At 42.9% G+C, this 6480-nt stretch carries 7 protein-coding genes; all 7 read left to right on the top strand.

Going from position 1 to position 6480, the window contains the following annotated elements:
* Positions 1 to 250 precede the first annotated feature (250 nt).
* Genes ispF through QZZ35_RS08155 form a run of 7 tightly spaced genes read left to right on the top strand, consistent with a single transcriptional unit; the run spans position 251 to position 6441 of the window.
* Positions 251 to 724: a 2-C-methyl-D-erythritol 2,4-cyclodiphosphate synthase gene (gene ispF / locus QZZ35_RS08185; RefSeq protein WP_291236957.1), complete on the top strand. Its 474-nt coding sequence runs from the start codon at positions 251 to 253 to the stop codon at positions 722 to 724.
* A 3-nt stretch (positions 725 to 727) separates the two neighbouring features.
* A complete protein-coding gene (locus QZZ35_RS08180; protein ID WP_291236956.1) occupies positions 728 to 1918 on the top strand; it encodes a glutamate-cysteine ligase family protein in 1191 nt (396 codons plus the stop codon).
* Positions 1899 to 3287, top strand: a complete 1389-nt coding sequence (locus QZZ35_RS08175) for a glutathionylspermidine synthase family protein (protein WP_291236955.1) — start codon at positions 1899 to 1901, stop codon at positions 3285 to 3287. Before QZZ35_RS08180 ends, QZZ35_RS08175 begins: the two co-directional genes overlap by 20 nt.
* Positions 3274 to 4665 carry a cysteine--tRNA ligase gene (gene cysS, locus QZZ35_RS08170; protein WP_291236954.1) on the top strand — a complete coding sequence of 464 codons (1392 nt, stop codon included), beginning with the start codon at positions 3274 to 3276 and terminating at the stop codon, positions 4663 to 4665. Before QZZ35_RS08175 ends, cysS begins: the two co-directional genes overlap by 14 nt.
* Positions 4650 to 5090, top strand: coding sequence for a Mini-ribonuclease 3 (locus tag QZZ35_RS08165; RefSeq protein ID WP_291236953.1), 441 nt, complete (start codon positions 4650 to 4652; stop codon positions 5088 to 5090). Before cysS ends, QZZ35_RS08165 begins: the two co-directional genes overlap by 16 nt.
* Positions 5091 to 5092: 2 nt before the next feature.
* Entirely contained in the window at positions 5093 to 5833 is a 741-nt protein-coding gene (gene rlmB, locus QZZ35_RS08160; RefSeq protein WP_291236952.1) for a 23S rRNA (guanosine(2251)-2'-O)-methyltransferase RlmB, read from the top strand.
* Entirely contained in the window at positions 5833 to 6441 is a 609-nt protein-coding gene (locus tag QZZ35_RS08155; protein WP_291236951.1) for a sigma-70 family RNA polymerase sigma factor, read from the top strand. The genes rlmB and QZZ35_RS08155 overlap by 1 nt, the downstream gene beginning before the upstream one ends.
* The last annotated feature ends 39 nt before the right edge of the window (positions 6442 to 6480 follow it).

Genomic DNA, 6480 nt, shown 5'->3' with positions numbered 1-6480 from the left:
TTTTGACACCCACATCATAAAATAAAATATTGTTTATAATAATGAGTAAGTCGCCCTTTGGATTTGTTTCCGGGGGCGATATTTTTTGGAGGGTGAGAGCAAACTTCGGAGATTGTATAATATACCTAATAGGTGTATAATCGGAAATATGTGATGTAAAACTCAGAGTAGAAGAGCAGATGATTATTATGGAATTTGTGAAAGAAACTAAGAATAAATTATCCGGATTTTGGAGGTCGTGAAATTGAAGATAAGAATAGGAATGGGATATGATGTCCATTGTTTAACAGAAGATAGAAAACTGATACTTGGAGGCGTGGATATTCCCTATGAAAAAGGGCTTTTAGGACATTCAGATGCAGATGTGCTTTTACATGCGATTATGGATGCACTTCTCGGAGCAGCGGCGCTTGGAGATATCGGAAAGCATTTTCCGGATACAGATCCGGCATATAAAGGAATTTCCAGCGTGGAATTATTAAAACATGTGGGTGGACTTCTCGATGAACATGGTTATAGGATTGGGAATATTGATGCGACGATCATTGCTCAGAGACCGAAAATGGCGCCTCACATTCAGGCGATGCGTGAGAATACTGCGAAGGCTTTGAATATAGATGTGGATCAGATTAACATTAAGGCAACAACAGAAGAAGGACTTGGTTTTACAGGAGAAGGATTGGGCATTGCATCCAATGCGATCTGTATGATTGAGAAGGCATAAATTATGAAGACAGAGAAATTTGTAAAATATTTTATGGATGGATGCAAGGAAGAGGGCGAGCTCAATGTGGGACTTGAGGTGGAGCATTTTATTATAAATTGTGAATCCCATGAAACGATGGTCTATGAAGGAGAACATGGTGTGGCGGCATTGATGGAAAGACTGTCGGCCGGTTATCCTGAAAAACATTTGGAAGAGGGAATGTTGATCGGACTTGAAAGTGATGATATTCTCATTACGCTTGAGCCTGGATGTCAGTTGGAGATCAGTACAGCACCCTTTGCATCTGTAGATCAGATGATGGAACGTTATCACCAGGCCCGTCTTGAAGTGGAAAAGATTGTACAAAGCTGGGGATATAAGCTTGTGACAGAAGGTTATCTTCCTTATAAAAAGGCCGAGGAGGTTCCTTTAATAGGAAAAGAGCGTTATCGGTGTATGAATCGCTATTTTGAGCAGACGGGCCGTTATGGAAAGAATATGATGCGGGCGACAGCGGCTTGTCATGTGTCGGTGGATTACTTTGATGAGGAAGATTTTGTAAGAAAATATCGCCTTGCATGGCTGCTGGATCCGCTTTTTGCTCTGCTTACAGAGAATGTGTCCTGCTTTGAAGGGGAAGTCTTTGACGGCCATTTGCTGCGTGATACGATCTGGCAGGGGGTGGATCCGGAACGGGTATGCATGTGTCCGGATACATTTTCGGAGGACTTTGGTTTTGATTCTTATGCGAAGTGGCTTATGAACGTGCCGGTTATTGTCATGCATGCGTCGGATCGATATGTTTATGAACCGGATAAGACAATTGGTCAGTGTATGGAAAGTTACGGGGATAATGAAGACAACGTGAAACATTATCTGTCAATGGTCTTTCCGGACGTTCGTCTGAAACAGTTTATTGAGATCCGTTCTGCAGACAGTATGCCGGAGCATTTTGTGAAAGCCTATTGTGCCCTCGTTAAAGGCATTTTTTCCAGTGAGGAGACGATTAAGGATATGCTGCTTGTTTTGCCGGAGAATGGGGAGGACGTCATCAAAGCAAAAGAAAATATTAAAGAGGATGGTTATGATGCAGAAGTTTATGGCTTGAATGCGCGCCTGATTCTGCACTGGATGCTTGGAAAAGCAGAAGAAAATCTTGAGGGAACAGAAAAAGAAGCTCTGGAGGTATGGTATGAACACATCAATCAATAAAAAAGACATCAATGCAAAAGAACTGACAGGAATGATTGGGGATTATATCCGTTCTCACATGAGTGAATGTAAAAAGTCCGCATTTCGGATGGAAAATTATATTAAACATTCAGATTTGAATGCGGGGGGAAATAATTATACCCGCACCATGCCGATCCCAAAGATTTTTGATTATCGTACGATCGAGCATTTTTCGGAAATTGTGTCAGAAACCTACGGTATTTTTGAAAAAGTGATTGAAGCCTATCTGAAAGATCCGGAATATCGAAAACTTTTTCCTTTTTCAAAGGAGCTGGAAGAACTGATCCTTCTTCCGACAGGATATAAGGAAGCGGTTCCGGTCTGCAGAATTGATATTTTTTATAATGAAGAAAATGGACAATTTAAATTCTGTGAATTTAATACGGATGGAACCAGTGCAATGAATGAAAATAAGGTGCTGGATGATATCCTTTATATGAATAATGCATGGACAGCGTTCGAACATGAAGTGAATGCGGGACGATTTGAGCTAGTCGATTCCTGGATCGATGCCCTTTTAGAAACTTATCATTCGGTAGAAGGGGCAAAAGAAAAACCTTATGTGGCAATTATGGATTTCCTTGATAAAGCTTATTTAAGAGAATTTTTTGTCTTTGAACGTCATTTTCGTGCGAAGGGAATTGAAGCGGAAGTGTGTGATATCCGTCATTTGACCTATGAGAACGGAAAGCTCTTGTCTCCGACAGGTCATGTGATCGATGTGGTTTATCGCCGTGCGGTGACGAGTGACATTATGAAAGACTATGACCGGGTGCAGCCTTTTATTCAGGCTGTTAAAGAGGGAAACGTGTGTCTGATCGGTGCTTTTAAGACTCAGATCATTCATCATAAAGCCATCAATCAGGTCCTTGTCCATCCGATGACAAAGGTAATTTTGACTCCGGAGGAAAATCAGTTTATTGAGGAACATCTTCCGAAGACTTTTGAGCTGGATAAAATCGGAGAAGGAGGCCTGCTTTCAAAGGTTTATGAAGATAAAGATGATTGGATCATCAAACCGGTCGATTCCTATGCGGCAAAAGGTGTGTATGCAGGTGTTGACTACAGTCACAGTGAGTGGAAGCGGATTGTGGACGGATGTTTCGGACAAAATTATATTCTTCAGGAGTATTGCAGGCCTTATTTGACGGAAAATATCTATTTTGGTAAAAAACCATATGAATTTCAGCTTTACAGCAACCTGACCGGATTATATACTTATAATGGAAAGTTTCAGGGAGTTTATTCCCGGATGTCCGACGGCGGCATCATTTCTACACAATATAATGAAAAAACAGTAGCGACTCGCTATATCAATAAGGAGGAGAGTGAAGATGAAACTTTATAATACATTGTCACGTAAAAAGGAAGAATTTGTCCCTGTAGAAGAGGGAAAGGTGCGCATGTATGTGTGCGGCCCGACCGTATATAACTATATTCATATCGGTAATGCCCGCCCGATGATCGTTTTTGATACGGTGCGCCGTTATTTTGAATATAAAGGATACGATGTGAATTATGTATCCAACTTTACAGATGTGGATGATAAGATCATTAAAAAGGCCAATGAAGAGGGCGTGCCGGCATCCGTGATTTCTGAGCGATATATTAAGGAAGCTCAGACCGATATGGAAGGCCTCAATGTGAAGGAAGCAACAACTCATCCAAAGGCAACGGAAGAAATCGACGGCATGATCGATATGATCCAGACATTGATCGACAAGGGCTATGCATATGAAGTAAACGGCACAGTTTATTACCGTACACGTAAATTTGAGGGCTATGGAAAGCTGTCAAAGAAAAATATTGATGATCTTTCTGCCGGTATCCGTATTGCGGTCAGCGATGAGAAAGAAGATCCGATGGATTTTGTTCTCTGGAAACCGAAAAAAGAAGGTGAGCCATCCTGGCCGTCACCATGGGGCGACGGACGTCCGGGCTGGCATATTGAGTGCTCTGTCATGTCTAAAAAGTATCTTGGCGATGAGATCGATATTCATGCCGGCGGTGAAGACCTCATTTTCCCGCATCATGAAAATGAGATCGCACAGAGTGAAGCTGCAAACGGCAAACCATTTGCAAAATACTGGCTGCATAATGGCTTTTTAAATATTGATAATGTAAAGATGTCCAAATCTCTCGGCAATTTCTTTACGGTAAGAGAAATCAGTGAAAAATATGATCTTCAGGTACTGCGCTTCTTTATGCTCAGTGCTCATTACCGCAGTCCGCTGAATTTCAGTGCAGATTTAATGGCGGCTTCCAAGAACGGTCTTGAGCGTATTTTGACAGCTGTCGGACGTCTGGAAGATATTCAGGGAACAGATGGGGAACTTACAGATGCAGAGCAGGAAGTGATTGCACAGGTTCAGGATCTTGTGAAAAAATTTGAGGATTCCATGGAAGATGACTTTAATACAGCAGATGCGGTTTCTGCTATTTTCGAGCTTGTTAAACTGGCTAATGTGAATGTGAACAAAGAATCTTCTGCAAAACTGGTGGCGACTGTAAAAGATACAATCAAGAAATTGTGTGATGTTCTCGGAATCATCACAGAAAAAGAAGAAGAGCTTCTTGATTCCGACATTGAGAAACTGATCGAAGAGCGTCAGGCTGCACGTAAAGCAAAGAATTTTGCAAGAGCGGATGAAATCCGTGATCAGCTTGCAGCACAGGGAATTCTTCTGGAGGATACAAGAGAGGGTGTCAAATGGAAGAGAGCATAAGTCGGCTTGATGGAGCTTTCAGAGAAACATTCGGACTTGAAGCTGTGGACCTTAAAACCTATTCACCTCTGACGCTTGCCTATATTGGTGATGCGGTGTATGAACTTGTTATCCGCTCTATCATTGTGGAAAAAGGGAATGCACCGGTCAATAAGCTCCATAAACGGTCCAGTCAGCTTGTTAAAGCAAAAAGTCAGGCGGAAGCGGCCGTGAAGCTGATGGATGTGTTCACAGAGGAAGAGCTGGTTGTCTATAAAAGAGGAAGGAATACAAGGTCGCACACAATGGCGAAAAATGCAGATATGATGGATTACCGTATGGCTACCGGATTTGAGGCGGTCATGGGATATCTGCATTTGAAGCAGGATTACGCACGCATCATTGAGCTGGTACGCATAGGTATTGGTGATAAATTAGGAGAGTAAGCATGGGATATGAAGAATTTAAGATCGAAGGGCGCAATCCGGTTATGGAGGCTTTTCGTTCAGGAAGAACGGTTGATAAATTATTTGTTCTGGACGGCTGTGAGGACGGTCCGGTAAAATCCATTATCCGGGCAGCAAAAAAACAGGATACCTATATTCAGTTTGTTAAAAAAGAGCGTCTGGATCAGCTGTCTGAGACGCATCAGCATCAGGGCGTCATTGCGATGGCAGCAGCTTACAGCTACAGTACAGTGGAGGATATTTTAGATATTGCCCGTCAGAAAAATGAAGATCCTTTTATTTTCATTCTGGACGGCATTGAGGATCCCCACAATCTGGGCGCGATCATTCGTACAGCGAATCTGGCAGGTGCCCACGGTGTGATCATTCCAAAACATCGTGCGGTTGGTCTGACAGCGACGGTTGCAAAAACTTCGGCAGGGGCATTAAATTATACACCTGTGGCCAAAGTTGCGAATCTTGGTCAGACAATCGATCATCTGAAGAAGGAAGGATTGTGGTTCGTCTGCGGTCATATGGGGGGCGAAGTGATGTATCGTCTGAACCTGAAAGGGCCGATCGGACTTGTCGTTGGCAATGAAGGTGAAGGCGTGAGCCGTCTTGTCCGTGAAAAATGTGATTTTATCGCATCGATTCCGATGAAGGGAGATATTGATTCGCTGAATGCATCTGTTGCAGCAGGCGTTCTCGCTTATGAGATCGTGCGTCAGAGGATGAATTGATGACAGATATTAAGAGTGATGAAAGTCTTATATGCCAGTACCGCCGGGGCGACCGGGCGGCACTGGATATTTTGATGGAAAAATATAAGCCGATGGTCATTAAAAAGGCCAGAACCATGTTTTTGATGGGCGGTGAGACGGAAGATCTGATCCAGGAGGGAATGATCGGACTTTTTAAGGCTGTTCAGGATTATGATGAAGGTCGGTCTGTGTCATTTTATCATTTTTCAAAGCTGTGTATTGAACGCCAGATCTATACGGCAGTGACAACAGCGGGACGTAAAAAACACAGTCCCCTTAATGGTTATGTTTCACTGAGTGATTCGGAAGAACTTGAAAAAGAGGAATCCTGGGGACATTCCGCAGCCGTGATTTCGGCAAGTCCGGAGGAGACGGTCATTGACAGAGAATGGATGAAAGCGATCCGGGAAAAACTGAAAGAATCTCTGAGCTCATTGGAACTGTCTGTGCTGGAGCTTTTTCTTGAAGGCTACAGTTATGCTCAGATGGCGGAGAAACTTGGAAAAAAAGAGAAATCAATCGACAACGGCCTTCGGAGGATCAAGGTCAAGCTGCAGGACATTCTGGACAGTATGAATGTGGGATGATGAAAAAACGGTTGACAAAAAACGGTTTATATATTATAG

It is taken from the genome of Frisingicoccus sp. (genome assembly GCA_016298055.1).
Lineage (GTDB): Bacteria > Bacillota > Clostridia > Lachnospirales > Lachnospiraceae > Frisingicoccus.
The sequence above is the reverse complement of the archived record's forward strand: the minus strand, read 5'-3'. Positions and strand labels throughout refer to the sequence as shown.